Annotated in this window: 27 protein-coding genes; 7 read left to right on the top strand and 20 right to left on the bottom strand. The window is 71.7% G+C overall.

The features are described 5' to 3' along the window. Positions 1–18: 18 nt before the first annotated feature. Complete coding sequence (locus LRP67_RS08220; protein WP_231270012.1) at positions 19–846, top strand: IS5 family transposase; 828 nt, start codon at positions 19–21, stop codon at positions 844–846. A 67-nt stretch (positions 847–913) separates the two neighbouring features. Here LRP67_RS08220 and LRP67_RS08215 read toward each other — a convergent pair whose 3' ends face one another. From LRP67_RS08215 to LRP67_RS08205, 3 genes are all read right to left on the bottom strand, one after another. Then, positions 914–1,291: a hypothetical protein gene (locus LRP67_RS08215; protein WP_231269680.1), complete on the bottom strand. Its 378-nt coding sequence runs from the start codon at positions 1,289–1,291 to the stop codon at positions 914–916. 179 nt (positions 1,292–1,470) lie between these two features. Then, a complete protein-coding gene (locus LRP67_RS08210; RefSeq protein ID WP_186341894.1) occupies positions 1,471–1,755 on the bottom strand; it encodes a transcriptional regulator in 285 nt (94 codons plus the stop codon). After that, positions 1,752–2,126 (bottom strand): hypothetical protein, encoded by a 375-nt coding sequence (locus LRP67_RS08205; RefSeq protein ID WP_231269679.1) that lies wholly within the window; start codon positions 2,124–2,126, stop codon positions 1,752–1,754. The genes LRP67_RS08210 and LRP67_RS08205 overlap by 4 nt, the downstream gene beginning before the upstream one ends. A gap of 596 nt (positions 2,127–2,722) precedes the next feature. Here LRP67_RS08205 and LRP67_RS08200 point away from each other — a divergent pair. Then, positions 2,723–3,679, top strand: coding sequence for a hypothetical protein (locus tag LRP67_RS08200; protein WP_231269678.1), 957 nt, complete (start codon positions 2,723–2,725; stop codon positions 3,677–3,679). A gap of 7 nt (positions 3,680–3,686) precedes the next feature. Here the strand turns inward: LRP67_RS08200 and LRP67_RS08195 are convergent, their stop codons facing one another. The 8 genes from LRP67_RS08195 to LRP67_RS08160 all read right to left on the bottom strand — a co-directional run bounded on the left by LRP67_RS08195 (position 3,687) and on the right by LRP67_RS08160 (position 10,771). Beyond that, on the bottom strand, positions 3,687–4,127 hold the full coding sequence (locus tag LRP67_RS08195) for a pilus assembly protein TadG-related protein (protein ID WP_231269677.1): 441 nt from the start codon (positions 4,125–4,127) through the stop codon (positions 3,687–3,689). Next, positions 4,124–4,570, bottom strand: coding sequence for a hypothetical protein (locus tag LRP67_RS08190; protein WP_231269676.1), 447 nt, complete (start codon positions 4,568–4,570; stop codon positions 4,124–4,126). Before LRP67_RS08190 ends, LRP67_RS08195 begins: the two co-directional genes overlap by 4 nt. After that, complete coding sequence (locus tag LRP67_RS08185) at positions 4,567–4,959, bottom strand: TadE/TadG family type IV pilus assembly protein (RefSeq protein ID WP_231269675.1); 393 nt, start codon at positions 4,957–4,959, stop codon at positions 4,567–4,569. Before LRP67_RS08185 ends, LRP67_RS08190 begins: the two co-directional genes overlap by 4 nt. Then, positions 4,959–5,153, bottom strand: a complete 195-nt coding sequence (locus LRP67_RS08180; protein WP_231269674.1) for a hypothetical protein — start codon at positions 5,151–5,153, stop codon at positions 4,959–4,961. Before LRP67_RS08180 ends, LRP67_RS08185 begins: the two co-directional genes overlap by 1 nt. Positions 5,154–5,172: 19 nt before the next feature. Further along, entirely contained in the window at positions 5,173–6,114 is a 942-nt protein-coding gene (locus LRP67_RS08175; protein ID WP_231269673.1) for a type II secretion system F family protein, read from the bottom strand. Next, the gene (locus LRP67_RS08170; protein ID WP_231269672.1) at positions 6,111–6,965 is read right to left on the bottom strand and encodes a type II secretion system F family protein; all 855 of its coding nucleotides are present in this window, start codon (positions 6,963–6,965) and stop codon (positions 6,111–6,113) included. The genes LRP67_RS08175 and LRP67_RS08170 overlap by 4 nt, the downstream gene beginning before the upstream one ends. Beyond that, positions 6,965–8,212, bottom strand: coding sequence for a CpaF family protein (locus LRP67_RS08165; RefSeq protein ID WP_231269671.1), 1,248 nt, complete (start codon positions 8,210–8,212; stop codon positions 6,965–6,967). Before LRP67_RS08165 ends, LRP67_RS08170 begins: the two co-directional genes overlap by 1 nt. 192 nt (positions 8,213–8,404) lie before the next feature. Then, a complete protein-coding gene (locus LRP67_RS08160) occupies positions 8,405–10,771 on the bottom strand; it encodes an IPT/TIG domain-containing protein (RefSeq protein ID WP_231269670.1) in 2,367 nt (788 codons plus the stop codon). Between the two features lie 155 nt (positions 10,772–10,926). On the opposite strand from LRP67_RS08160, the gene LRP67_RS08155 reads away from it, so the two are divergent. Both LRP67_RS08155 and LRP67_RS08150 read left to right on the top strand, forming a co-directional pair. Further along, entirely contained in the window at positions 10,927–11,400 is a 474-nt protein-coding gene (locus LRP67_RS08155) for a hypothetical protein (protein ID WP_231269669.1), read from the top strand. A 61-nt stretch (positions 11,401–11,461) separates the two neighbouring features. Next, a complete protein-coding gene (locus LRP67_RS08150; RefSeq protein WP_231269668.1) occupies positions 11,462–11,626 on the top strand; it encodes a hypothetical protein in 165 nt (54 codons plus the stop codon). Here LRP67_RS08150 and LRP67_RS08145 read toward each other — a convergent pair. Next, positions 11,623–11,784 carry a hypothetical protein gene (locus tag LRP67_RS08145; protein WP_231269667.1) on the bottom strand — a complete coding sequence of 54 codons (162 nt, stop codon included), beginning with the start codon at positions 11,782–11,784 and terminating at the stop codon, positions 11,623–11,625. The genes LRP67_RS08150 and LRP67_RS08145 overlap by 4 nt on opposite strands. A 246-nt stretch (positions 11,785–12,030) precedes the next feature. On the opposite strand from LRP67_RS08145, the gene LRP67_RS08140 reads away from it, so the two are divergent. After that, the gene (locus LRP67_RS08140; RefSeq protein ID WP_231269666.1) at positions 12,031–13,338 is read left to right on the top strand and encodes a hypothetical protein; all 1,308 of its coding nucleotides are present in this window, start codon (positions 12,031–12,033) and stop codon (positions 13,336–13,338) included. On the opposite strand, the gene LRP67_RS08135 is transcribed toward LRP67_RS08140, so the two are convergent. The 8 genes from LRP67_RS08135 to LRP67_RS08100 all read right to left on the bottom strand — a co-directional run bounded on the left by LRP67_RS08135 (position 13,319) and on the right by LRP67_RS08100 (position 22,249). Next, positions 13,319–13,918, bottom strand: a complete 600-nt coding sequence (locus tag LRP67_RS08135; protein WP_231269665.1) for a hypothetical protein — start codon at positions 13,916–13,918, stop codon at positions 13,319–13,321. The two genes, LRP67_RS08140 and LRP67_RS08135, sit on opposite strands and share 20 nt — an antisense overlap. Further along, positions 13,915–14,505, bottom strand: coding sequence for a hypothetical protein (locus tag LRP67_RS08130; RefSeq protein ID WP_231269664.1), 591 nt, complete (start codon positions 14,503–14,505; stop codon positions 13,915–13,917). Before LRP67_RS08130 ends, LRP67_RS08135 begins: the two co-directional genes overlap by 4 nt. Further along, a complete protein-coding gene (locus LRP67_RS08125) occupies positions 14,502–15,143 on the bottom strand; it encodes a hypothetical protein (protein WP_231269663.1) in 642 nt (213 codons plus the stop codon). The genes LRP67_RS08130 and LRP67_RS08125 overlap by 4 nt, the downstream gene beginning before the upstream one ends. Before the next feature lie 177 nt (positions 15,144–15,320). Further along, positions 15,321–15,962: a hypothetical protein gene (locus LRP67_RS08120; RefSeq protein ID WP_231269662.1), complete on the bottom strand. Its 642-nt coding sequence runs from the start codon at positions 15,960–15,962 to the stop codon at positions 15,321–15,323. Further along, entirely contained in the window at positions 15,955–17,637 is a 1,683-nt protein-coding gene (gene ettA, locus LRP67_RS08115) for an energy-dependent translational throttle protein EttA (protein WP_231269661.1), read from the bottom strand. The genes LRP67_RS08120 and ettA overlap by 8 nt, the downstream gene beginning before the upstream one ends. Positions 17,638–17,757: 120 nt before the next feature. After that, positions 17,758–19,413: a GTPase gene (locus LRP67_RS08110; RefSeq protein WP_231269660.1), complete on the bottom strand. Its 1,656-nt coding sequence runs from the start codon at positions 19,411–19,413 to the stop codon at positions 17,758–17,760. Beyond that, positions 19,410–21,131 carry a GTPase domain-containing protein gene (locus LRP67_RS08105; protein WP_231269659.1) on the bottom strand — a complete coding sequence of 574 codons (1,722 nt, stop codon included), beginning with the start codon at positions 21,129–21,131 and terminating at the stop codon, positions 19,410–19,412. The genes LRP67_RS08110 and LRP67_RS08105 overlap by 4 nt, the downstream gene beginning before the upstream one ends. After that, entirely contained in the window at positions 21,128–22,249 is a 1,122-nt protein-coding gene (locus LRP67_RS08100; protein WP_231269658.1) for a PrsW family intramembrane metalloprotease, read from the bottom strand. Before LRP67_RS08100 ends, LRP67_RS08105 begins: the two co-directional genes overlap by 4 nt. Before the next feature lie 57 nt (positions 22,250–22,306). On the opposite strand from LRP67_RS08100, the gene LRP67_RS08095 reads away from it, so the two are divergent. Further along, positions 22,307–23,728, top strand: a complete 1,422-nt coding sequence (locus LRP67_RS08095) for an aminopeptidase P family protein (RefSeq protein ID WP_231269657.1) — start codon at positions 22,307–22,309, stop codon at positions 23,726–23,728. A gap of 39 nt (positions 23,729–23,767) precedes the next feature. Continuing rightward, positions 23,768–24,526: a hypothetical protein gene (locus LRP67_RS08090; RefSeq protein ID WP_231269656.1), complete on the top strand. Its 759-nt coding sequence runs from the start codon at positions 23,768–23,770 to the stop codon at positions 24,524–24,526. The last annotated feature ends 63 nt before the right edge of the window (positions 24,527–24,589 follow it).

Genomic DNA, 24,589 nt, shown 5'->3' with positions numbered 1-24,589 from the left:
GTCGTCACCGTGCGCGGCATGCCGTACCCAAGTGACCTGACCGATGACCAGTGGGAACTGCTCGAACCGGTGTTCAACGCGCCAGGCAAGCGTGGCCGTAAGCACGCCGATGACCTGCGCGCAGTCGTGGACGCCATGTTGTACATCGCCCAGACCGGCTGCCAGTGGCGCTACCTCCCGGAGTCGTTTGGGCCATGGACTCGGGTCTGGTCGCAGTTCCGCCGCTGGTCGCGCAACGGCACCTGGGCGCAGGCGCTGACCGTGTTGCACGCGGCCGCGCGCGAAGAGGACGGTCGCACTGAGGCGACACCCTCGATGGTCGTCATTGACACGCACCTCGCCCGCGGCGCCTCTAACGGCGGCTCCACCTTCCACGACCGGGGTGGTCCCTACGGTCGCACCAAGGGGGCCAAACGCGTCGTGGCAGTTGACGTGACCGGCCTCCCGGTGGCCGCGTTGGTCGTGCCCGCTTCCACCCACGAGAACCGGGCCAGCGAGCTGATGCTGAAGCACCTGACAGGGCAGAGCGTCACCGACCGGCTCGAGCTGGTCCTGGTGGACCGTGGAGTCACCGCGGCCGCCGCCCGCACGCTCAGCCGCGACCACGACATCGAGGTCCGCCGGGTCGGGTGGGACGACAAACAGCCGGCCTTCCGGCCCATCCGGCATGCCTGGCGCGTCGAGGTCGCCCACGGCCGCCTCGGCCGCTCGCGCCGCCTCGCAAAGTCGTTCGAGAACACCACCGCCTCGGCCACCGGCTGGCTCCAGGTCGCCTGCATCGCCACGACGCTGCGCCACCTGTCACGGGAACGAGCCCACCGGCGCCCCGGCGCGCTCGCAGCCTGAGCACCCGCTGTGCGAACCGGGCGGAACGTGGCAGATGCGTGCTCGCAGCGTCAGTGAAGGGCGCGGCTCACCGCATTCGGCCGCTCGACTCAAGGACGAACGTCTCGACGTTCTCGTCCTCACGGCCTCCGACGGGGGCGTTCGTGGTGAACCACCGCACGAGGACGCGGGCACCACGGGAGGTGTCCGTCCCCGCAGCGATGAAGATCTGCCCGCAGACTGAACCGCCGAGGTTTTCCAGCACCGTCGGCTCCACGGGCGCAAGACAGCCTCGGAGTCCGCCCTCGTTCACCGACTCGACACGCGCCTCAAACGGAGCGTGCTCGACTGATGTCGGCTCGCCCTCGGCACCGATGAACCACCCTCCGATGCCACAGGTGAGGCCGAGGAGGACGAATCCGGCGATAACAAGGGCTGGCCGGGCGACGGTCTGGGGCTGGGTCACACGTCGCATTGTGCCTAAGTGACCGACACGCGCAGCAGTTTCCGACACGGCCGCTCACCGGGTCCGTCACGGCGAACTCGGCCCACCGCCGGCCCAGTTCTGGGAACTTGCCGTTTACCGCCGCATGCGTGCCAATCCCAAGCATGAGCACGCGTCCTGCTGGATAGGGACACACCCTGTTAGGCGAGCAGGGCGTAAAGGGCTGCGCGGTGGGCCCGGTAGGCACGATCACCTGGGCGCGTCATGGTGTAGGTCGTGGCCGAGCCCGGTCCGCGCCCGCGCTTGTTGACTTTGACGTAGCCAGCCGACTCCAGCGCAGACATTTGCTTGGACAGGTCCGAGTCGGTCAGGTCGAGTTGTTCTTTGAGGAACCGGAATGTGGCGTACTCGGTGTTCGCCAGCACGGCCATCGCTATGAGCCGCTTCGGTGCGTGTAAGACAGGGTCGAGGTCGCCCAGGCTCATGGCAGCCGCTCCCGCACGACGGCCGCCGCACGCTCGTAGCGGGCCTGGAACAGCCACAGGCCCACGGTCACCAGGGCGAACGCGGCACCGGACGCTGCCGGGACCCCGGCCAACCACATCACGCCCGCCACGAGGACGGCGATGCCCACCGCTCCGATGGCGTAGGCCCGGTACTCCCGCCGGATCTCCGGCGGAGGAGTGCCGCGACCGGGCATGGGGAAGGCATCGTACCGCCGGGCAGACCACCCCACGAACGCGCCGACGCCGGCGGAGAGCGCGATCATCGCCAAAACGAAGGCGAGATCGCTCTCGCTCCAGAACGCGAACGCTCCTACATAGGCGGCGAACCACACGCCAAAGAGTGGTGGCACCCACCAAGGCGAAGGCGGCATCCGAATGTAGGGCGCGGCCTCGCCGCGCTCCAGCTCACGGATGCGCTTGAACGGCTCCAAAGAACTTTCCATAGTCGCAAGCATAAGAGAAGTTGCCATTTGTGCAAGTAACATTCCGGGAGTCGTCCCCGGACCGGACGAGCCTCTACCCGGTCTCGTTCTCCACGACCGTCGGGAGACGCCTACTGCACGCAGCTGACCGCTCGCATCTACGACGCCAACCAGAACCAGATCGGCTCCGAGGTGAGCTATGGCTCGGTATGCAGCGGCAGGGGCTTCCGCTTCTCGAACCAGTCGATTGCGACGGCGCAGAACCGCCCCATCACGTTGGTGATGCTCACCGCCCGCCAAGGGGCGGGGGGCGGGGGGCGAGCCGGTCTACGTGTGGGCCCGGAATTTCTGACGGCGCCGACTGGGCACGTCGTACCCCTGCGTGCCCGCCTCTCATTGACCGCATCCGGCGGGTGATCCAGAGTGCTGGGAGCAGGGCTGCCACCTGGCGCCCGGGACGGTCGGTCGAGTTGGACCCCGAAGGCGTCGAGAGGTCGACATCCGGGGGCTCGAGCGCGCTCCTGGTGGACGCAGACTCACACGGGGCGATCGTCCTCGCCGGAGAGGAGCTCCTCGGTTACCGGCGCTCCGACGGCCGTGCGGACGTGGCGTGGCGGCAGCCTCTGAGCGACCTGGGGAGCTACGCGCAGCTCATCTGTGGTGCGACGGCCCCCAGCCTCATCGCCAGTGGCGGCCTGCCAGGCGGTCTTGAACCGAGGCCGCTGGTGATCGGCGAGACCGGTGTTCCCGACGCGTGGTTGGACGAGACCGGCGGGCTGAGCTCGATCGTCGCCGCCGACGTCGAGGGCGCGGTCCGGCTGGTCTCGCACGCAGGGTCGAGGGACACGTGGTGGGAGCTGTCCTCGCGCCACGCCCCGGCTCATCGGATCCCCGACGCCGGCACGGGCGGCGTGCTGTTTCCCAGGTCGTCCGATCGCAGAGTCCTGACCGTGCGCACGAGGACCCGCGATGACGACGCGACCACCTTCGTCTTCCGTCGCCGGCCCGCTGGATGGAAGCTCGCCCTGCGAGCGCCGGGCCGGGTCGCTGCCGGCGTCAGCGCAGACGGCGAGACGGTGGTCAGCGGCGCGACCCTGGTCCACCAGGGCCATGCCTTCTCGATCCGGACCCGGATCGAGTACTCCGCATGCTCGCTCACCCGGACCGGTGTGGTCTTGACCCAGAACCTCAGCACAGCAACCGGCCCCGCCACCGACCTCGCCGTACTCGATCACACGGGCCATGAGGTGGCGGCGTTCGCCCTGGCCGACGAGGCCACGGTCACCACCAGCTGGCTGTCCGACGCGTTCGCCCTGTCCCTGACTGCTGGGCGCGAGGTCCGGCTGTTCGACGGCGGTGGGAACGCGCTCGCGCGCCTGTCCGATCACGGGGCGTCGCAGTTCGACGAGCGGGGACACCTCTGCGCCCTCGATCGGCACGGAGCGCCCACGTGGCATGACCCTGCCCAGCTGTCCGGGTAACGGGCGCTCACTCCGGCTCGACGACCGCCGACCCGGCGGCGCCGACGACGGGCCGGTCGGGCGAGCCGGGGACGCTGAGGGGCAGGTCGACCGGGGCGTGCAGCTCGACGGTGATGCGGGTGTCGTCCACGTCGACGTCGTAGGTCAGGCCGGGGTACGTGCGGTAGGCGCCGACCTCGCGCAGGTAGGACCGCACGGCGTCGCGGGCCTGGGCCTCGGTGAGCTCGAGCCGGCGATCGGGCACGCCGCCCTCGTAGACGTCGCGGCCGGTGGCGCCCTGGTCGGCGCCGTGCAGCGCGGCGCCGTCGGCGAGGGTGTCGAGGCCCTGGCGCTGCAGGTACGCCGCCGACGCGTCGACCACGACGGCCACCGCCAGCGCGAGCACCGCGGCGAAGCCGATGATGAGCACCATCGACGACCCGCGCTCGTCGCGGGCCCGGCGACTCACTCGACCTCCTGGTACTGCCCGACCGGCACCGTGTGCGTCGCGTCCAGCGCGAAGCTCGGCGCGTCCCCACCGAGCACGTCGGGCATCAGTGGCAGGTCGACGCGTGAGGAGACGTGCACCGTGATCACCGCTCCCCCGCTGTGGCAGCTCGTCCCGGCCGACTCGCAGGTGACGGTGACCGTGAGCGGCGCGCCGCCCAGACCCTGGTCGGCGAGCGCCTGCCGGGCGGCGGCCTCGGCGCGCCTCCTACCCTCGGCGTCGTCGGGCGCCAGCGCGTAGGCGCGCCCGGCTGCGCGGGCCGCGGCGCTGGTGCCGAAGGCGCCCTTCTGCACCTCGAAGACCGACAGCACGATCCACAGCATCGGCACCAGCAGCAGGACGCCCAGCCAGGCGAGCTCGACGACGGCACTGCCCTCCTCGCCCCGCGTACGGCGCACGGTCACGGCGCCTCCTCGACCGCGTGGCCGCGCACGTCCAGCGCCACCGACGGGCCGCCGATCCCCAGCGCGGGGACCCGCGCGTGGATGGTCACCTCGATCGTGGCTGCCCCGTCGACCATGACCCGGCGGACCGTGACGTCCTCGGCGTAGCGCCCCGCGATCGCCGCCTCGACCTGCTCGCGCGTCAGCGCCGCCCCCTCGCCCGGGCCACGGTCGGCGGTTGCCGCGAGGCGCGCGCCCTCGGACGCGGCGGCCGCGAGCGAGTTACGCACGAGCAACACCAGCGCCACCTGCAGGATGCCGAGGAACAGCGGCACCAGCACGAGCAGCACCAGCACGAAGTCCACGACGGCCGCGCCGCGCTGCGAGCGCTCGCGGAGCCGGACGAGCACTACTTCACCGAGTTGAGGGCGTCGCGCAGCATCTGGGTGAGCGCCCCCTGGGCGACGCCCCAGATGGCCATGACGATGCCGGCCGACATCACCGTCACCAGCACCCAGCCGGGCACGTCGCCGCGTTCGTCGCGTGACCGCGGCGCCACCAGACCGACGTACAGCCCGGTCAACATCACTGTGAGCTTCTCCATGACAGAGCCTTTCCGAGATTCAGGGAGTGGTCAGGTTGAGGCCCACGACGCCGGGCCAGAAGGCGAAGAGAACCGTGACCGGCAGCACCACGAATACGACCGGGACCATCATGAAGATCTCGCGGCGAGCGGCGACCTCGATCAGCTCGCGGCGCCCGGCCTCGCGTACGTCGGCGGCCTGCGCGTGCAGCACCTCCGCGAGCGGCGTGCCGCGCTCGACCGCGACCGCGATGCCCTGGGCGAATCGCGAGACCAGCGACAATCCGCTGGCGGCGGCCATCTGGTCGAACGCCGTCGACACCGGCTCGCCGGTGCGCACGGCGGCCAGCACCTTGGCGAGGTCGCGGGACAGCTCGCCACCGCTGCGCCGTACGACCCGGTCCAGCGCCGCGACCGGGCTCTCCCCCGCCGCGACCGCGAGCGCCAGCAGCTCCGCGACCGTGGGGAACTCCGCAAGGATCCGCCGCTCGCGGCCCTTGGCCTGGCCGCTCAGGTGGTGGTCGCGGGCCAGGACGCCGACCACGAACCCGGCCAGGCACAGCACGCCGAGCGCCACCGCGCCGCCGGGATCGGTGAGCGTGCGCAGCAGTCCGTACGCCGCCACGACCGCCAGGCCGGCGAGCCCCCAGAGCACCTGCTCGATGCGGAACTCGTGCACCGTCTTGTCGATCGCCGCTCGCTCCAGTCGCCGCCGTACGGACGCCGCACCGCCGAGCACCCGCTCGACGGAGTCGGCCAGCGAGCGCAGCACCGGGCCGAACACCCCCGCCGCGGCGCTGGTCGGTGAGCCGGAGGCCACCCGCAGCGCCGGGGTGCGCCCGACCTGAGGGAGGTCGCGCACGTACGGCAGCACCCGTGTCGCCAGCTGCGGACGCCCGATCACCCTCAGCCGCGAGCCGGCGAGCACCAGCCCGGCACCGGCCAGCGCGCCCAGGAGCGCGCCCCACAGCAGCAGCGTCACGAGAGGATCCGCCTCTCGGTGGGCAGGCGGCCGATGCGCATCATCAGCCGGTAGGCGACCAGGCACAGCACCGCGCCCACCCCGAGCACGAACGCGCCGGTGGGCGAGGCGTAGCGCCGGATCACCTCGGACTGGAACGACATGAACAGCAGCACCAGCCAGGGCGCCGCGACCGCGAGCCGGGCGCCGTTGACCGTCCAGGCCTGCCGCGACTCCAGCTCCGAGCGGGTCCGCGCATCGTCGCGCAGGTAGCCCGACAGGTTGCGCAGCAGTCGGCCGAGCTCGCCGCCACCGACCTCGCGGGCGACGCGCAGCCCTTCGACCACGCGGTCGCCGACCGGGTCGGCCAGCCGCACCTTGAGCCGGTCCAGGCTCTCCCCGAAACGGCCGGTCACCTGGTAGTCCAACGCGAACGCGTCGAAGGCGTCGCGAAGCGGCTCGGGCCCGCGCACCGCGAGGCCGGCCAGCGCGTCCGGCAGCGACATCCCGGCGCGTACGGCGGAGGCCAGGTTGTCCACCGCCTCCGGCCAGACTTCGGCGAACTCACGCTGTCGGCGCCGCGCGCGGCCCGCGACCACGGCGACGGGCAGGTAGGCACCCATCAGGCCGAACGCGACCGAGACCGGCGGCGTACGCGACACGACCTGCATCGCGAACGCCGCCAGGACACCGAACACCAGGCACAGCAGGGCGAACGCCGTCAGCGACACCTCGCCGAGGCCGGCGCGGCCGAGCAGCTCGGCGCCGCGACCGTCGGCGCGCGAGGACCGGCGCGGCTGGCGCGGGAGGAAGAACGCGGACCAGACCAGCATCAGGCCGATGCCGACGCCGAGCCCGACCAGCGCGCCCATCAGCGGTCCTGGGCCAGGATCCGGTGCACGTCGAGACCGGCCCGCTCGAAGAGCTCCAGTCGCGGCGGCATCCCGTTGCCCCGGAGCAGCTCCCCGCCGCGGCGCTCGAAGACCGTCTCGGTCTCGATGATGTCGTTCTCGACCCGGCCGGGCACGCCGACCACCTCGTTGACCCGGCGTACACCCTGCTCGTCGATCCCGAGGTGGACGACGAGGTCGACCGAGGCCGCGACGGTCGGGACGACGAAGCGCGCCGAGATGTTCTCGCCCGCCAGCAGCGGCAGCGTGCACATCTTGACCAGCGCCTCGCGCGCGCTGTTGGCGTGCAGCGTGCACATGCCCGGCAGCCCCGCGTTGAGAGCCAGCAGCAGGTCCAGGCACTCCTCGGCACGGACCTCGCCGACGATGATCCGGCTCGGCCGCATCCGCAGGGCCTCCTTCACCAGGTCACGCAGCCGGATCTCACCGGTGCCCTCGAGCCCCGACTGCCGCGTCTGCATGGGCACCCAGTCGGGGTGCGGGAAGCGCAGCTCGAAGACCTCCTCGGCCGACACCACCCGGTCACCACCGGGGATCGCCGCCGCCAGGCAGTTGAGCATCGTGGTCTTGCCCGCCTGAGTCCCGCCGGCGACGAGGATGTTGAGGCCCGCCCGCACCGAGGCCTCGAGGAACGCCGCGGCGCGCGGCGTCATGGAGCCGAGCTCCACCAGGTCCGAGAGCCGCGCAGCACGCAGCACGAACTTGCGGATGTTGACCGCCGAGAACCCACGGCTGATGCCCTCCAGCACGACGTGCAGCCGGTGCCCCTCGGGCAGCATCGCGTCCACGAACGGCTGGCTGATGTCGATGCGCCGACCACTGGACTTCAGCATCCGCTCGACGAGCTCGTCGACCTGCGCGCGGGTCAGCATCAGGTTGGTCAGCTCGTGACGGCCGTGCCGCGCGACGAAGACCCGCGACGGGTCGTTCACCCAGACCTCCTCGACCGCCGGGTCGTCCAGGAACGGCTGCAGCGGCCCGAACCCGGACACCCGCGCGACCAGCTCACCGACCACCGCCCCTACGTCGGCCACAGGTGCGACCTGCCCGGTCAGGCTCCGCTCGTCGTGCTCGCGCACCACGCTCTCCGCGATCCGGCGGACGACGACCGCATCGCGCTGCGGGTCCACGCCCTCGCGACGCACCAGCGCCCGCACGTGCTCGTCGAGCTGGTCGACCAGCGCACCGTGCGCGTCGGACTGCGTCATCGCCATGACAGTCCCGCTTCCCGAGTCGGGTTCCTGACCCGAAGGTAAGCCCGTCCGGCCCGCCTACGCCACGGTCAGTCCTCAATCTGTGGATGAACCGGACTCCTGAGGCGAAAGGGACGGGTCATCGGCCCACCCAGCGGTCGGCGACAGGCCGGACGGCGCCGTCCTCACAGTGCCGACGCGGAGCGCCTATGCCTTCGGGTCGCGAGACAGCGGGGGGAGGGATCCGGCTCGCGGACCTTGGAGGCCCGTGCCGTAGGGCACCTCGAACCACTCCGAGGTGCCGACCCCGCTGCGCTGGAGGACGAGCCTGCCCGCGACTCGCACCTCGAGCTGCCACTCCGGGACCTCGACGCCGCATTCGCTGTAGGTGTTGACCCGGAAGTAGTAGCTGCCCGCGGGTGCCGCACCGGCCGGCCAGCGGATGTTCTCGGCCACGTGGGAGCTGTCCCCACAGCCGACGTTGGAGTCGTGGTCGAGCTCTCCACCGGTCGAGCTGGTCGGGTTCGAGTAGTAGATCTCGTTGCCGTCGGGCTCCAGCGCGTGGAGATCCATGTCGGCAGCGTGCGACCAGGTGAGCGTGGCCTGGATGTCGCCGCCGCCCAGGCCGGCCGACGGGACGACCGTCAGCGAGACCGCGGCCGTGGCCAGCTTGCCGGCGGAGTCCTCGAACGTGACCGAGAGGATCCTGGATCCGACACCGCTGGTGGGAGTTCCGGTCACGGAGCCGTCCTCGGTGAGCGTCAGCCCTGGCGGCAGCGGGGAGCTCGTCCGCCACGTCCCTGCACGGCCGTCCGAGCTCTCGAGCCAACCCTCGTAAGGGCTCCCGACGGTTGCGTCGGGCAGGCGGGCGGTGCTGATCTGGGGATCGGTGGAGTCAGGCATGCCCCACACCCGCCCGCACTTGCTGAGGGACCCGAACTCGAGCACGATCGTGAACAAGCTCGCGGTCTCCTCGTCGACCCAGTAGTCGAGGAAGAGCTTGACCGGCGCCTTCAGGCCGTAGGAGGCACTCAGGCAGAACTTGCCGGTCGCACCGGCCGTGAAGCTGGCCTGGCCGCTCATGTAGAGCAGTCCCTCGACCTCGATCCCGATCCGGTCGAGCAAGCCCAGTCGGTTGGAGACGCCGCCCTCGAGGGAGACGGACCCGGCCAGCTGGCCCTCGACGCTGACCTGCGGGGTGCCGGTGTCCTGGACTTTCTGCATCCCGTGGTCCTCGGTCCAGTGGACGCCGTAGAGGAAGGTCTGTGAGCGCGTGATGGTGACCCCGCCGGCCGCCGACACCGAGAGGTGGACCTCGGGCGCGATCGAGTAGGTGACGCCGTACCCGAGCGAGACGACCTTGCGGTGACTGTTCTGCCACTCCGAGTTCAGGTCGCACTCCAGGCCAGACTCGGCCTGGATGGAGCCGGAGACCTCGGTCGTGCCGGAGATGTAGGCGCTGACCTTGTTCTCAGAGAACGGATTGCCGAACCCGTGGGTCTCGAAGTACGGCGTGAGGTCGCTGATCTTGATCTCGAGCGACCCACCGAAGTCGCGGCCGCCTTCACAGTCGAAGGCGGAGCTGAACGCCTTGCCGAGGGATCCCGACGGCGCAGCGGCGCGGGCGTTCCCGAGCGCCGGCGTCGTGGGATCGATGCGGTCCGTCACGGTCACGTCCAACGCGGAGAAGACCTGGTCCAACGGCACCGAGGCCACGACGACCCGGAAGGACCCGTCCTCCTGCACAGCGAGGCTCTCGACCTTGCCGGCCAGTCCGGTCGGGTAGACCGCGCTCCCGGACGGCAGGAAGAAGGGTGCACCGACGGGCGGCAGGGTCGCGTCGGGCGCGAGGCTGACGAGGTAGCTCTCGCTGCTCTCGCTCCGGGTCACCCACTGGATCTGGGCCGCGGCCGCCTCGAAGGTCGACTCGACCGGGGTGATCTGCCCCCGTGACATGGGGGCCGGGGTGCGGTAGGTGAAGGTCTTGGTGGCCGTTCCTCCCGCAGAGGAGACGCTGAGGTTGGTCACACCGGCGACCGACGGCGGAGTGAGGATCGTCAGTGAGGTGGACTTCCGACTCACGATCCTCGCGGTCGACCCCGACAGCACGACGCGGGTGACCCGATCGAGCGCCTTGCCGGAGATCGTCAGCCGCTCCCCACCCATGACCAGGCCGGTGGACGTGCTGAGGCGGGAGATCGACGGCTTAGCCACGTAGCGGTACTTCTGTCCGGTCGCGCGCCAGGCACCGCCGTACTGCACCCAGACCTTCACCGCACCCTTGGCACGGCCCGGCGACGGGACCCGGACCCTCAGCGCGGTGCCCGACCGCTTCAGGAGCTTCGCCCGCTTCGTCCCGAACCGCACGGCGCGCACGGCCTTCAGTCCACGCCCCTTCAGGACCGTCTGGGTGCCGCCGCTGCGCGGCCCCTCCACGACGGTGAGCGAGGTGACGACCGGGGGCCTCGCAGCGGACGAGGACGCGGCACCCACGGGCGCGACCCCCGCGCTGACGGCCATGGCGACGACGAGAGCGACTGCCAGGGCCATGACGAGACGACGCAGAGAGGACACCGGTGACTCCTGGAGCTCTGAGGATGCGAGCTCGGTTCCGGCACGCGGCTGGGACGTTACTGCGAACTCGCCACGGCGACTGGCGAATCGGCAAGATCGCCCCTGAGCCAGGTCTCCCACGAGCATGGCCGGCGCTGCCGGGGGTACCAGCCGCCATGGCGGGATTCATCCTGGGTCTCTGGATCGTGACGGCGGTGGGCGGGAGCTACCTGTGGAGCTTCACCACGGGTGTCGGGCGGCCCGAGAGCACCGCGCGCAGCAGCAGCCTGCCGCCATCGGTGCTGTTCCTGCACCCGCTGGTCGGGCTGACCGGCTTCGGCACCTGGGTGGGCTACCTCTACGTGGGCGGTGACACGCTGCCCTGGGTCGCGTTCGGGCTGCTGGTGATGGGCGCCCTGCTCGGCGACGTGCTGGTGATGCGTACGCTGCGGCCCCGACGACCGGCGCTGCTCGGCGCTGTCCCGGCGGATCAGGACCCGGAGCACAGCCTGGACGAGAACGCCGTGGCGAACGCCCGGCGGGCCGAGGACCTGATCCCCCGGCCGGTCATCGTCATGCACGGCGTGCTGGCTGCGGTGCTCATGCTGCTGGTGTTCCTCGTCGCGGTGGGAGTCGGTACGTCGGGCTGACCTGGGTACCGCCATCCGGTCGCGCCGACGTACGGCGCACGTCAGGAGGAGGACGACATCCATGAGCGGGACAGACGACAACAGCGCCCGGCAGGACGACGACAGCCGTGACACCGAGCAGCAGGAGCTGACCGACGTGCAGGAGGAGCTGGACTCGCGCGCGGACGGCGATGGCCTCGCGGCCGAGGCCGGCGCGATGGACGAGACCGGGCTGACCGAGGGCTAGCTCCTCTCCGCGTCCTCGAGGCTCACCTGCACCGCGGTGACGACCTCGTCGACCAGCCGCTCGTGCCAGTCGGTGTGCCGCGGCAGGTCGACCCGCATGACCAGCGCCGAGCAGATGGCACAGGTCAAGGCGGCTTCCTCGTCGGTCGGGGTGCTCATGGCCCGCTGGTACCCAGCTCCGCGCGCGGTATGAGGCGGCCCGCGGGCACGACGAAGCCCCTCCACCTGGGGGGAACGGGAGGGGCTCCGAGTCGGCCGCCCGAAATCGTCGGGCGCGTACCGCCCAGTTTTCCACCCCTGGCGGGCCTAGGACGACCGCCAAACTTATGCAGTCCGAGACCGCGCCTGCACAAGGGGCGCACGCTGCGCCCCTCCGCCGCCTCGCGCTCCCCTAGACTCCCCCGCGTGACGGTGCTCCGCGAGCTTCGCGACTCGAGCGTCGACGCGGCGCTGATCGTGGTCGATGCCCTGCGCCTCCTGGGCCGCCACTGGCCGGCACTCCTCAGCATCTTTCTGCTCGGCCTGGCCGCACGCAACGCCGCCATGTGGGCGGCGGTGCTGCTCGGGCGCGACCACCCGGTGCTCGCCTCGCTCCTGGTGCCGTTGGCCCCTCTCTCCATGGTGATCGCTCTGGTCGTGATGCTGCGGGTGGCCGGGTCGTCGGCCCGCTGGACCCTGGGCGGGCCCGAGGACCTGACGGAGACGGGATGGGTCGCACGGCGCGAGCGGCTGGCCCTGCTCGCCTCGGCGCTCGTGCCGTTCCTGACGGTCTACGCGCTGCAGGGCCACCTGGACGCGGACCGCAACCAGTTCATCAACGAGAGCTACGCCGACGAGTTCGCCTCCGGAGCGATCTTCACCGGAGGCGCGATCGACGACCGGACCCTGGTGACCGTGACCAGCTGGCAGGTCGGCCTGGTCGTGACCGCGCTAATGCTGCGTGGCGTGATCGACCGTCTCGACCTGGCCCGCCGGCACCCGGCCTGGGCGCTCCTCGCCGCACTGGTCGAGGTGACCTGGCTGACCTGGCTGGCGGCGCTGCTGACCGAGCGCTGGCGCGACGCCGGCGGATGGGTGGGCGACCGGGTGGTGTTCGACGAGGCCGGGGAGGCATGGCGGCGCGTCACCGGGGCGCTCGGGCCGCTGACCCAACCCGTGCGCGCGGTCGGCGACGTGCTGGTCGGCGTGGTCACCGAGATCGGCGCCATCGTGGTCACGCCGGTGGCCTGGCTGACCGTGGGCGCTGTCGTGCTGGCCGGCGGCCTGCGCGGCAGCCGCCGGGCGCGGCTCGAGGAGCACCGGGTCGTCCTCCGCGCCCGCGAGCGCCTCGCCCCCCGCTTCGAGCGGCACCGGGGCTGGCGTCCGGAGCGGGTCGGCGACCTGCTCGGTCGCCGCTTCGAGGAGCTCGTCGCCGGGCTGCGCACGCTCGCGCACGCCGGCGTGGTCCCGGTGCTCACATTCTGCCTCGTGCTCGGGCTCGCGGCACTGGCCGAGTGGGGCACGGCGCTGCTGCTCCGCGCGCTCGTCGGCCCGCAGGACCCCGACACGATGCTGGCCTTCTCGCCGTACCTCGAGGTCGCGACGCGCACCGTCTACACCGTGCTCATCGTCGTCCTCGTCGCCGCTGCCGTGTCTCGGCTCCTGACCCGCCGCCTGCAGGAGGAGGCCGAGGAGCCGGTGCGACCGCACGCGGTCAGTCCCCCGAGAGGCTGAACTCGACCGCGTCCGGCGCCTCCCACCACACGCGGACCAGGTCGGGCTGCGCGTGGTCGTCGGTGACCACGAGCACGGAGACCTCGTACGCCGGGGGGCGGGGGTCCGCGCCCTCGACCCGGCTGCCGTCGTAGCGGGGACCGGGGCGATCCGGCGGCTCGCAGGCCGGCGGCGGCACGGACGTTCGCCCCAGCCTCATGGCCGCCGCGGAGGCCTCGCGGCCCCGGGTGTCGACGAGCGACACCTGGCAGCCGCCCAGCGGCACGTCCGGATCGACCTCGAAGCGCAGGCGCACCTCCCACACCGAGCTCCCGGCGACGCGGTCCAGGGGCTCAGGCCCGGAGAAGCCCTCGACCTGGGTCGCCGGCACGACCTCCAGCAGGGTGAGCGTGAGCTCGCGCCGGTGCTCGTCGCCGCCCTCGTCCTCCCATCGGTCGGTGACGGCCAGTGCCTGGCCCTGGGTGCCGGCAGTCACGTCGTGGAGCTCGTCGGGCCACCAGAAGACCTGGAGCCGGGACGCCGTGGCGAGCAGCACCAGCGCGAGCGCGACCGGCAGCACGAGCAGCCACCGCCACCTCACGACGGGTCCTCGTCATCACCCAGCGTGGGCAGCGGGACGGCGTAGGTCGGGGCGCTCGCGAACGACTCGGCGTCGCCGTCCGTCAGCCCCAGGTCGATCTCGGCAAGCGCGTCGAAGCGGGTGTCGCGCGACAGCCGCGCCAGGCGCAGCCGGAGCGTCGGGAGCGCGTCGGGCGGTACCTCCATGAAGACGGTGCAGTGGGCGGTCAGGCCGGGCGCGCTCTTGACGCACGAGTTGGCGTTGCGTCCGACCGTCCCCCACACCCGCCCCTCGGCGTCGCCGAGCTCGGCGAAGGTCATCGAGACGTTCTCCTCGGTCGGCACGACCGAGTAGTGCACGACGACCCACAGGCCAGGGCTGACCATCTCGGCGCCGTACCTCTCGACCGTCGTGGTCCCGAACACCTCGTCGACGGTCACGGTGGCCGTCCGGATGTCGATCGCCTCGCCCACGCCGCCGGTGCGCACGTGCGGCTCGGCGCCAGGGTCGTCCTCGCGGTCGGGCAGCCAGTCCTGGAGGAGGGAGCCCGCCGCGAGCAGGCCCAGGGAGACCGCGCCGGTGCCGAGCGCTCGTCGCCACCTGGTCATCGGAGCGCCTCGGGCTCGGGACGGGTCGTCGGCAGCGGGGTCACGTCCAGCGCGACCAGGGCGACGGGCTGGGCGTCGAACCAGCCGAGGTCGCCGTCGAGCGCGCTGGGGCGGAGCCTGTGCTCGAGCAGGGTCACGCTCAGCCGTTCCGGGACGGCCTCCTCGTCGACGACGAACGTGACCTGGACGTCATAGCGAAGCCCTGGCCCGAGTCCCCGCAGGCTGACGCCGTCCGCGCTGACGCGGACGCTCGGCTCCGGCACCTCGACCGGCGAGCCGAACTGGTCGTAGGCGCTGGACAGGTCCGCGGTGAACGCCTGAGTGAGGACCGTCGCCGACACCGACTCCGGCACCGTCAGCTCGATCCAGCCTGCCACCACGACGAGCGCCTGCCCCTCCTCGGCGGCGTCGCCGTGCAGCTCGAGGCGCGCCGACGCCTCGTCGAGCCGCACCCGGAACGGCGCCGCCTCGACCTCGGTTCCCGCCGCGACCCGCACTGCGCCCTCGGACCGCGAGCTCGCCCAGCCTCCCAGCAGCGAAACGAGGAGCACAGCGAGCGCCAGCACGGCCGCCGCCGTCGACAGCCGAGGATGTTCGCGGACCGTCGCCGCGGCAGAGAGGACCCCCCGCGTCGACACGAGGGGAGTCTAGGGCGGGTCCGACGGGGGTGGCCGACGACTCCAGGAAATGGAAAGAACCACCCGCGGTCTCGGGTCCGCGGGTGGTTCTGAGAAGCAGATTACGCAGCCGCCGGCAACCGGTCCCCCACGCGGGATCCACAGTTCGGGAACAAGCGGGTAACGACCCGGCCGCGGTCAGGCCGAGCTGGACGCCGTCAGCTGAGGCGCGGTGTCGCGTAGGCGTCCCTGTTGCCACATCAGGTGCACGATGAGCGCCGCCATCACCACGCCGAGGGTGCCCAGGGCCAGGTCGCCGAGGGTGTCGTCGTAGGCACCGGCGCGCTCGGAGGACTTGCTGACGAACGCGAAGTACTCCGCGATCTCCCAGGCCAGTGCGGCGGTGACCCCGAAGGCCAGCGCGCGCTCGATGGTGCGTCCCAGCGTCGCGCTGCGGTGCAGGGTCAGCAGGATGAACGCCGCCGCGAGCAGACCGGTGTTGACGAAGTGCATCCAGTCGTCGAACCACCAGATCAGGTCGTAGAGGTCCAGCCGGTTGCCCAGCGTGTCGCTGAAGCAGGTGATGGTCACCAGCAGGTCGGCGACCCAGGGGAACGACGCCCGCTCGCGCCAAAAGAAGTACCAGACGGCCGGCACGCTGAACGCGAGCAGCGAGTAGCCGACCGTCCGCGCGTTGGCGGCCTTGCCCTCGAGGTTGCCCCACTCGGGGCTGATCGTGGCCATGACCAGGAGCAGCAGCATCGTGCCCTTGGCGAAGATGTCGAGGCCGCGGGCCAGGCTGGGGGCGGGGTAGCGCACGGCCTGCGGCGCGTCAGTCACGCGTGAGCCTGCGGTGGGTGACGCGGTGCGGGCGCGCCGCCTCGACGCCGAGCCGCTCCACCTTGTTCTCCTCGTAGGCGGCGAAGTTGCCCTCGAACCAGAACCACCTGGCGGGCTCCTCGTCGGTGCCCTCCCAGGCCAGGATGTGGGTCGCGACGCGGTCCAGGAACCACCGGTCGTGGGAGGTGACCACGGCGCAGCCGGGGAAGTCGAGCAGCGCGTCCTCCAGCGAGGAGAGGGTCTCGACGTCCAGGTCGTTGGTGGGCTCGTCGAGCAGCAGCAGGTTGCCGCCCATCTTCAGGGTCAGCGCGAGGTTGAGGCGGTTGCGCTCACCACCGGAGAGCACGCCGGCCTTCTTCTGCTGGTCCGGGCCCTTGAACCCGAACGACGCGACGTAGGCGCGCGAGTTCATCTCGAAGTTGGCGACCTTGATGAAGTCCAGGCCGTCGGAGACGACCTCCCAGACGTTCTTGGTGGGGTCGATGCCGCCGCGGCTCTGGTCGACGTAGGAGATCTTGACCGTCTGGCCGACGTTCAGCTCGCCGGCGTCGGGCTCCTCCTGGTCGGTGATCATGCGGAACAGCGTGGTCTTGCCGACGCCGTTGGGGCCGATGACCCCGACGATGCCGGCACGCGGCAGCGAGAACGACAGGTCCTCGATGAGGGTCCGGTCGTCGAAGCCCTTGGTCAGGTGCTTGGCCTCCAGCACCACGTCACCGAGGCGCGGACCGGCCGGGATGTTGATCTCGGAGGTGTCGATCTTGCGCATCCGGTCGGCCTCGGCCGCCATCTCCTCGTAGCGCGCGAGACGGGACTTGCTCTTGGTCTGGCGGGCCTTGGCGTTGGAGCGCACCCACTCGAGCTCGCGCTCGAGCATCTTGGCGCGCTTGGCGTCCTTCTGGCCCTCGATCTTGAGGCGGTCCTTCTTGGTCTCGAGGTAGGTCGAGTAGTTGCCCTCGTAGGGGTGGGTGGAGCCCCGGTCGAGCTCGAGGATCCACTCCGCGACGTTGTCGAGGAAGTACCGGTCGTGGGTGATCGCCAAGACGGCACCCGGGTAGTCCTTGAGGTGGCCCTCGAGCCACTGCACGGACTCGGCGTCGAGGTGGTTGGTGGGCTCGTCGAGGAGCAGCAGGTCGGGCTGCTGCAGCAGCAGCTTGCACAGGGCGACGCGGCGGCGCTCACCCCCGGAGAGGTTGTCGACGAGCGTGTCCGGCGGCGGGCAGCGCAGGGCGTCCATCGCCTGGTCCAGTCGGCTGTCCAGGTCCCAGACGTTGGCCGCGTCGAGCTCGGTCTGCAGGTCCCCGGCCTCGGTCGTGACCTTGTCCTGGTCGGCGTCGGGGTCGCCCATCAACATGTAGAGCTCGTCGAGGCGGGCCATCTTGGCCTTGATCTCGCTGACCGCCTCCTCGACGTTCTCGAGGACCGTCTTGCCCTCCGTCAGCGGCGGCTCCTGCTGGAGCATCCCGACCGTGGCGTTGGGGTCGAGGATCGCGTCGCCGTTGTTGGCGTGTTCCAGCCCGGCCATGATCTTGAGCAGGGTCGACTTGCCGGTGCCGTTGGGCCCGACGACGCCGATCTTCGCCCCGTGCAGGAACGACAGCGTCACGTTGTCGAGGACGACCTTGTCGCCATGGGCCTTGCGCACGTTGCGCAGGGTGAACACATACTCCGCCATGCCACCGAGCCTACGGCTCACCGACCGCAGACGCCCAAACGGGTCAGGCGGCGGCGCCCTCCCCCGGGCCCCACGCGGCGGCCCGCGTGAGCTGGCTCACCGGCCGGGGAGACCAGGCGGCTACTTGAGGGCCGTGGCGAGCTGCGTACGCACCTCGGAGTACGCCGCCAGCTCGGCCGCGACCGGCCGCACGACCAGCTCGTCGGCCACCTCGTGGACGGCCGCCCGCAGCCGGCGGTCGGCCGAGTGGGCCTTGCGCCGAGCGGTGGCGGCGACCAGCCAGCGACACACCAGGGCCAGCAGCAGCCCGAGCGCGATCCCGCCGACCAGCAGCAGGGTCGGCAGCGCCAACGGGCCGACGTCGGGCGTGGCCGGCTCGGAAAGCTGCAGGTAGCCCATGACGGCGAGCGCGGCCAGCCAGAGGCCGCCGACCAGCGCGGTGGCGATCAGGGCCCACTGCACGCCACGGACCGCACCTGCCCACCACGGCATCGTCGTGACCCCCAGGTCCGTGCCGCCCACGGCCCGGTCCAGGCGGTCGTTGAGGTCGGGCAGGCGCGACGTCGAGGCGCGGCGCACGGCCTCCACCCACGGGCGTCCCAGGCCGGCGGAGGCGTCATCGGCCAGCGCCCGCACCTCGGTGTCGACGCGCGCCCGCTGCACCGGCGTGGTCGCCGGCAACGACGTGCGAGAGCTGCCGGTGAGCTGGGCAGCGGAGTCGCCGAGGTCCAGGTGCAGCCGCTTGAGCGGATCCGGCTTGAGCCGCGAGAACCACGCGACGACCGGCCAGCCGGTCGCCCGTCCCGCACGCAGGCGGGTGGAGCGTTCCACGGCGTCGACCACGGTCGGCACGCCCGCGGCGTCGGCCAGGCTGTCCTCGAGGTCGGCCACGCGCTTGTCGGAGAGCGAGCGCGGCCTGCCGGAGCCGGAGGCCTCCTGCAGCCGCGCGGCGACGTCGCGCAGGTCGGCCTCGAGCCGCTGGCGAGTGGCCTGCTTGTCGGCGACGCGACCGGCGATCTCGGCGCGCAGCTCGGCCATGCCGATGCCGTGGCGAGCGCTGACCGGGATGATCGGGACCTGCTGAAGGCCGTCCTGGTCGAGCAGCCGTCGCACGTCGGCCACCATCGAGGGGCGCCGGTCCTCGGGGACGGTGTCGATGTGGTTCAGCACGACGACCATCACCGAGGCGTGGCTCTGCAGGGGCTTGAGGTAGCGGTCGTGGATCGCGGCGTCGGCGTACTTCTGCGGGTCGAGCACCCACACCAGCATGTCGACGAGCTGCACCAGCCGGTCCACCTCCAGGTGGTGGCTGAGCTCGGTCGAGTCGTGGTCGGGCAGGTCGAGCAGCACGACCCCGTCCAGCTGGCTGTCCTCGCGCCGGGTGTCGAGCATCGAGTCGCGGGTGGTCTGGTGGCGCGGGGGGATGCCGAGCCACTCGAGCAGCTCGTCGGCCCCGTCGCTCCCCCACACGCAGGCACTGGCCCACGACGTGGTGGGGCGGCGTACGCCGACGGCCGAGAGCTCCAGGCCGGTCAGGGCGTTGAAGGTCGAGGACTTGCCCGAGCCCGTGGCGCCGGCGATCCCGACGACGGTGTGCCGGGCCGACAGCCGCAGCCGGCCGGCGGCACGGCCGGCCGTCGCCTCGGCCTCGTCGACGAGCGCGTCGTCCAGACGCCCGCGAGCAGCGGTGGCGGCGGCCTCGAGCGCGGTGATGCGGGCGCCGATGTCGGTGCCCCGCGTGACCAGCTTCTTGGCTCCTTCGAGCAGGGTGGTCACTCTGCTCCTCTCTTCGACTCGGCGTATCGGAGGTCGTCGACGCGGCGCGTGGCGTCGCGCAGCCGGTCCGGCGCCCCCGGCTTGAGCTCCAACGACGCGACGAGCGCAAGGTAGCGCTCGCGCTCGGCGCGGAACAGCTCGGTGATGCGTTGCTCCAGCGAGCGGCGGGCGCGCTCGGCGAGGCTGCGGACCGCCTGGTCGCCGAAGACCGCCTCGAGCAGCTTCTGTCCGAGCACCGCGGAGCCGCCGGCGATCCCGGCCTCCGCGCCCGTGACCCCGGCGGTATGGGCGAACACCACGACCATCAGCGCGACCGAGAGCCCGTTGACCCCGAACGCGAGGAACCGGGCGGTGCTGCGCTTCTCGGCGCCCTCGCTGCGGACCATGTCCAGCACGTCCGACTGCCAGTCGCGCACCGCCCGCTCGGCCTTGCGGCGCAGGTCGCGCGAGGCGCGACCGAGGTCCTGGTCGGCGCGGGCGAGCAGCCCCTGTCCGGCGGCCAGCTGCTGCCACGACGCCTCGGCCCGCTCGGCGGCGGCCTCCGCGTGCTCGAGGATCAGCGTCTCCAGCCCGGACTCGACCGCGACGGTGACCCGCTCGGCCTGCTGGGGCTTGCCCTTGATCGCGTTGACGACCCGGTCCCGGAACCAGCCGACCTTGTCCTCGAGCGACTTGAGCAGCTCGCCGGTCCCGACGAACTCCTGCCAGCGGGCCAGGACCTCGCCGCGCAGCAGGGTGCCGTCGGCGGAGGCGACGGAGATGGCGGTGACGGCGTCGTCGTAGGCACGATCGGCGTCGGCGCGCAGGCGCTCGGCGACGGCCGCCTGCTCCGCGGCGGCGTCCGCCACTCCGTAGGTACGCCGGGCGATCGTGCGGATGGCCCCGTCCAGCGTCTGCTTGACGACCGCACCCCGGGCGCCGGTGTCGGCCGCGAGGGACGCCAGCCAGGCCCGGATCTCGGCCACGTGGTGGGCGGGCAGCAGCCCGTCGTCGTCGACCTTGCCCTCGGTGACCGTGAACAGCGGTGAGTCCTTGAGCCCACGGCTCGCGAGCATCCGCGCCAGGTGGGTGGACACCGTCTCGATCGCGTCGTCGGGCGTGCGGTCGAGGACGATGGCGACCGCGGTGGACCGCTCCGCGGCCTGCTTGAGGAAGTCCCACGGCACCTGGTCGGCGTAGCGGGCGGCCGAGGTGACGAACAGCCACAGGTCGGCGGCGGCGAGCAGTTGGGCGGCGAGCTGGCGGTTGCGCTCCTCGACGGAGTCGACGTCCGGGGCGTCGAGCAGTGCCAGCCCGGCCGGGACGGCGGTCGTCGCCACCAGCTGCAGGGCGTCGGGGTCGTTGGTGGCGTGCTGCACCCGCACCAGGTCGGGCAGCAGCCGGTCCTGACCGAACCAGGCGACGTCGTCGGGGTGGTGGACGAGCACCGGGGAGCGCGTCGTCGGACGGAGCACGCCGGGCGTGGTCACCCGGCTGCCGACCAGCGAGTTGACCAGGGTCGACTTGCCGGCACCGGTGGAGCCGCCGACGACCGCCAGCAGCGGGGCGTCGATGGTCATCAGCCGCGGGATCGCGTAGTCCTCCAGCTGGTCGATCATCTCCCGGCGCGCGGTGCGCTGCTCCTCGATGCCGGGCAGGTCCAGCGGGAGATCGGCGTCCTGTAGGGCCCCCCGCAGCCGGACCAGCGCCGTGAGCATCACGCTGTTGGTGTCGCTCATCGTGTGGGTACCACCTGTCCGGGGAACGCGATGCGCGGTCGCACGGCGTTGATCCGGGCAAGGTAGTCCTGCCCGCGGAGCCGGTAGTCGGCGGGAGGCGTCCCGCGCAGCAGCCGGTGATGCAGGAAGCCGAGCTCGATGGCGGCCTGCTGGTAGTCCTTCATCGCCTCGATCGCTCCCGGACCGCCGTACTGCCGGGCGAACTGACGTGCCGCGCGGCGGGCGCGCAGGTCGACCAGCCAGCCGATGTCGGTGCCCGGGATCAGGCCGCGGCGCGAGGCGTCGTGAAGGGCCGCGGTGAGCATCGTGCGCTCGGAGTGACGCATCCAGATCCCGAGCCAGACCAGGCCGATCACGGCCGGGACCATGAGGACGAGGTAGACCCCGGCGAAGCTCGCGAGCCCGAAGATCGTGGAGCCGTTCCACAGCCCGTGGGCGAGGACCGCCAGGCAGTAGCCGCCGATCGGCGCCAGCCACCGCACCGCGGGGCTACGGGTGGTCACCGCGAGGCCGATGCCGATGCCGGTGAACGTCGTGAACAGCGGATGCGCGAACGGGCTCAGCAGGCACCGCACCACGAAGAGCGCGGTCACGCCGGCGATGCCACCGGGCGCCTGGCCGTCGGTGCCGTTGTAGGCAGCGGCGAGGTAGAGGATGTTCTCGGTGAACGCGAAGCCGATGCCGACCATGCCGGCGTAGACGATCCCGTCGAGGATCCCGTCCAGCTCGGCGCGGCGCCACCACAGGAGCAGCAGCAGGAAGATCCCCTTGCTGGCCTCCTCGGTCACCGGCGCGACCACGGCGAGGGACTGGTTGTCGGTGAAGCCCACCACCATGCCGCCGACGCCGCCGACCAGGATCGCGGCGACGGTGGCGACGAACGCACCCCACAGCAGGGCGTAGGCCAGCAGCCGCTTGGGCTCCGGCTCGTAGCGGTCGAGCCAGAGGTACGACGCGACCAGCGGGCCCACTGGCACGGCGGCCAGAAGGGTCGCGAGGAACATGATCCGAGGAGCCCCGGACAGGGCCAGAATGACCAGCATCGCCAGCGCCCCGAGGGCCACCAGCACGGTCACCACGACCGTGAAGGCGACGCTGTCGCGACGAGGTCCGGGCATGGCGAAAGCCTATCGTCAGGGCTCGGGATCCCCGACCTTGCGGCGTACAGTGACGAGGTGAGCGAGCAGACCCCTCCCGAGTCCGTTGATCCCAAGACCGAGTCGCACGACCCGGCCGTGCCGGCGGCGTACTCCGCCTTCATGCGCCAGGGTTGGGGTGAGCGCGAGTTGGACCTGCCGCGGCATCCGGTCGCCGACCTCGCGGCGGCACGACGGGCCCGGCTGGCCGAGGCGTTCCCCGGCGAGCGGCTGGTCCTGCCCGCCGGCACCTTCAAGGTGCGCTCCAACGACACCGACTACCGCTTCCGGTCCGACACCGCCCACACCTACTTCTCCGGCAACCAGACCAGCGACGCCGTGCTGGTCGTCGAGGACGGCGACGCCGTCCTCTACGCGCGTCCGCGCTCGTCGCGCGAGACCGACGAGTTCTTCCGCGACCGCGCCTACGGCGAGCTCTGGGCCGGGCGCCGCCCCTCCGCCCACGAGATCTCCTCCTCGCTCGGCATCGAGGTGCGCCACGTCGACTCGCTCGCCGATGTCCTCGCCACCGGCGGCAAGACCCGCGTGCACCGCGGTGTCTCCGCCCTCGTCGATGCGCTGGTGCCCGGCGACACGAGCCTGGACGCCGACCTGGCTCGGGTCGTGTCCGAGATGCGCCTGGTCAAGGACGACTGGGAGGTCGGCGAGCTGCAGGAGGCATGCGACATCACCGCCCTCGGCTTCGAGGACTCCGTGCGCGAGTGGGACAACGTGCTCAAGTACGGCGAGCGGTGGCTCGAGGGCACGTTCTTCCGCCGCGCCCGCGCGATGGGCAACGACATCGGCTACGACTCGATCGTCGGGGGCGGCAAGCACGCCACGACGCTGCACTGGATCGACAACTCCGGCCCCATCACGCCCGGGGAGCTGGTGCTGCTCGACATGGGCGTCGAGGGCCACAACCTCTACACCGCCGACGTGACCCGCACCCTGCCCGTCGACGGCACCTACACGCCGCTGCAGCGCGAGCTCTACGAGCTCGTGCTCGCCGCACAGGACGCCGGCATCGACGCCGTACGGCCCGGGACCGCGTTCGCCGACGTGCATCTCGCGTCCATGACCGTGCTCGCCCACGGCCTCGAGGGGATGGGGCTGCTGCCGGTCAGCGCCGAGGAGGCGCTCGACCCGGACTCGAAGGTCTACGCACGCTGGACGCTGCACGGCACCAGCCACATGCTCGGCATGGACGTCCACGACTGCGGACAGGCCGCCCCCGAGACCTACGCCAAGGGCACGCTGGCGCCCGGGATGGTGCTGACGGTCGAGCCGGGGCTGTACTTCCAGGAGGACGACCTGCTCGTCCCCGAGGAGCTGCGCGGCATCGGCATCCGCATCGAGGACGACATCCTGGTCACCGACGACGGCGCACGAAACCTCTCCGCGTCGCTGCCGCGCACCGCTACGGACGTCGAGGAGTGGATGGGCTCGCTGCGCGGCTGATGTGACCGGCATCACCACCCCGGTGGGACCATGGTGTGCATGTCGACAGCAACCCGTCACACCGGGCTCGGCGCGGCGGCTCTGACGCTCGCTCTGTGTCTGGCCGGCTGCGGTGGGGACGACGGCGACGCTTCCGACGGCGGCCGGTCGGCCAGTGAGTCAGCCAGTGAGTCAGCCAATGAGTCAGCCAGCGGCACCGCCACCGCAGGCGGCCCTGCCGTCCTCTCCCAGGCGGAGGCGGACCAAGCGGCGCTGACCGCCGCCGACGTGGGCGAGGGCTACGTCGCAGAGAAGGACGACGACACCGACGACGTGGACGACGACCTGGGCTGCCTGAACGCCGTTCAGGTCCTCTCCGACTTCGATGCCCAGACCGAGGCCGAGATCACCATCGAGCCCGAGAACGAAGCCGAGGGCAGCTACCGCAGCGTCCTGAGTGTGGTCAGCTCCTACGCCGACACCGCCACCGTCAGGGATGCGTTCGCGACGTTCCGCCGCGACATCGACGCCTGCGACGCCGTCGACGTCACCGACGACGACGGCGTCACGATCACCCTCGAGGTCACCCACCCCACCGCCGCGCCGATCGGCGAGGTCGACGAGCAGGTCTCCTTCATCGCCACCGGGACGGTCTCGAGCGCCGGACAGTCCCTGCCCTACCGCCTCGCCTTTGCCGCCTCGCGCGTCGAGAACAACCTCTCGGTCGTCGGCCTGATCGACGTGGGCCAGGTGGACGCGGACATCCTTCCCCGCCTCACCGAGACGGCGGTCGAGCGGCTCAACGCCGTCGTCGGCTGACCTGCCTGCACCGCGGCCAGCGGCGCCTGACGTGGCGCAGCCCACGGAACAGATCCCTGTCAC

The organism is Nocardioides sp. cx-169, from assembly GCF_021083605.1.
Taxonomy (GTDB): domain Bacteria; phylum Actinomycetota; class Actinomycetes; order Propionibacteriales; family Nocardioidaceae; genus Nocardioides.
The sequence above is the reverse complement of the archived record's forward strand: the minus strand, read 5'-3'. Positions and strand labels throughout refer to the sequence as shown.

Bases quoted from the DNA above. Each gene is read 5' to 3' on its own strand.
- LRP67_RS08105 (WP_231269659.1), bottom strand. From the start codon at position 21,131: ATGAGCGACACCAACAGCGTGATGCTCACGGCGCTGGTCCGGCTGCGG.
- LRP67_RS08220 (WP_231270012.1), top strand. From the start codon at position 19: ATGCCGTACCCAAGTGACCTGACCGATGACCAGTGGGAACTGCTCGAA.
- LRP67_RS08180 (WP_231269674.1), bottom strand. From the start codon at position 5,153: ATGGAGAAGCTCACAGTGATGTTGACCGGGCTGTACGTCGGTCTGGTG.
- ettA (WP_231269661.1), bottom strand. From the start codon at position 17,637: ATGGCGGAGTATGTGTTCACCCTGCGCAACGTGCGCAAGGCCCATGGC.
- LRP67_RS08165 (WP_231269671.1), bottom strand. From the start codon at position 8,212: ATGACGCAGTCCGACGCGCACGGTGCGCTGGTCGACCAGCTCGACGAG.
- LRP67_RS08130 (WP_231269664.1), bottom strand. From the start codon at position 14,505: ATGACCAGGTGGCGACGAGCGCTCGGCACCGGCGCGGTCTCCCTGGGC.
- LRP67_RS08100 (WP_231269658.1), bottom strand. From the start codon at position 22,249: ATGCCCGGACCTCGTCGCGACAGCGTCGCCTTCACGGTCGTGGTGACC.
- LRP67_RS08170 (WP_231269672.1), bottom strand. From the start codon at position 6,965: ATGGGCGCGCTGGTCGGGCTCGGCGTCGGCATCGGCCTGATGCTGGTC.
- LRP67_RS08155 (WP_231269669.1), top strand. From the start codon at position 10,927: ATGGCGGGATTCATCCTGGGTCTCTGGATCGTGACGGCGGTGGGCGGG.
- LRP67_RS08210 (WP_186341894.1), bottom strand. From the start codon at position 1,755: ATGAGCCTGGGCGACCTCGACCCTGTCTTACACGCACCGAAGCGGCTC.
- LRP67_RS08150 (WP_231269668.1), top strand. From the start codon at position 11,462: ATGAGCGGGACAGACGACAACAGCGCCCGGCAGGACGACGACAGCCGT.
- LRP67_RS08145 (WP_231269667.1), bottom strand. From the start codon at position 11,784: ATGAGCACCCCGACCGACGAGGAAGCCGCCTTGACCTGTGCCATCTGC.
- LRP67_RS08090 (WP_231269656.1), top strand. From the start codon at position 23,768: ATGTCGACAGCAACCCGTCACACCGGGCTCGGCGCGGCGGCTCTGACG.